The organism is Burkholderia sp. SIMBA_062, from assembly GCF_046534765.1.
Taxonomy (GTDB): Bacteria; Pseudomonadota; Gammaproteobacteria; order Burkholderiales; family Burkholderiaceae; genus Burkholderia; species Burkholderia ambifaria.
This window is the reverse complement of record NZ_JAWRYD010000127.1, coordinates 1-413: the sequence shown is the minus strand read 5'-3', so window position 1 is coordinate 413 and position 413 is coordinate 1. Positions and strand designations below refer to the sequence as shown.

General features: G+C 57.6%; 1 protein-coding gene. It reads left to right on the top strand.

Translation table 11 applies throughout. The features are described from left to right. Nucleotides 1-173: 173 nt before the first annotated feature. The gene (locus tag SB786_RS35695) at nt 174-401 is read left to right on the top strand and encodes a hypothetical protein (protein WP_410731500.1); all 228 of its coding nucleotides are present in this window, start codon (nt 174-176) and stop codon (nt 399-401) included. The last annotated feature ends 12 nt before the right edge of the window (nt 402-413 follow it).

The following is a 413-nucleotide window of genomic DNA, read 5'->3' as shown; positions in this document are numbered from 1 at the left end:
CAAGCCAGCTTCGGCTTCCTTCAAGATGCCGATGATTTGTTCTTCGGTGAATCGCTTTTTCATTGCCGTTCCTCTCTGGAACGGACTCTACACCGTTACCGTACTAAACGCGGGGAGCAGGTCAATTGTGTTGGCAAGCTTGTGGACAACCTGCCGCTAACGGTAGCAAGCCATTGATCGGAAAGCGTTTGTCGTGCGTGCGCGGCAAATGCGCCAGGCAGGTCAGCTACGCACCCGACTCAGTTATCGTCGGCGATTCGCTCGACCCGCAGGCCGGTCGGCAGGCGGTGCTGAAACAGATCGACTTGCTGACCGGCGAAGGGCTGGTTGGGTCGCTAGAACCTGTCCGCATTTTTGTGGGCGAGGCGGTTGAACAACAGGTTATCCACGCGCCTGCGTGAATCGCTCGCCGA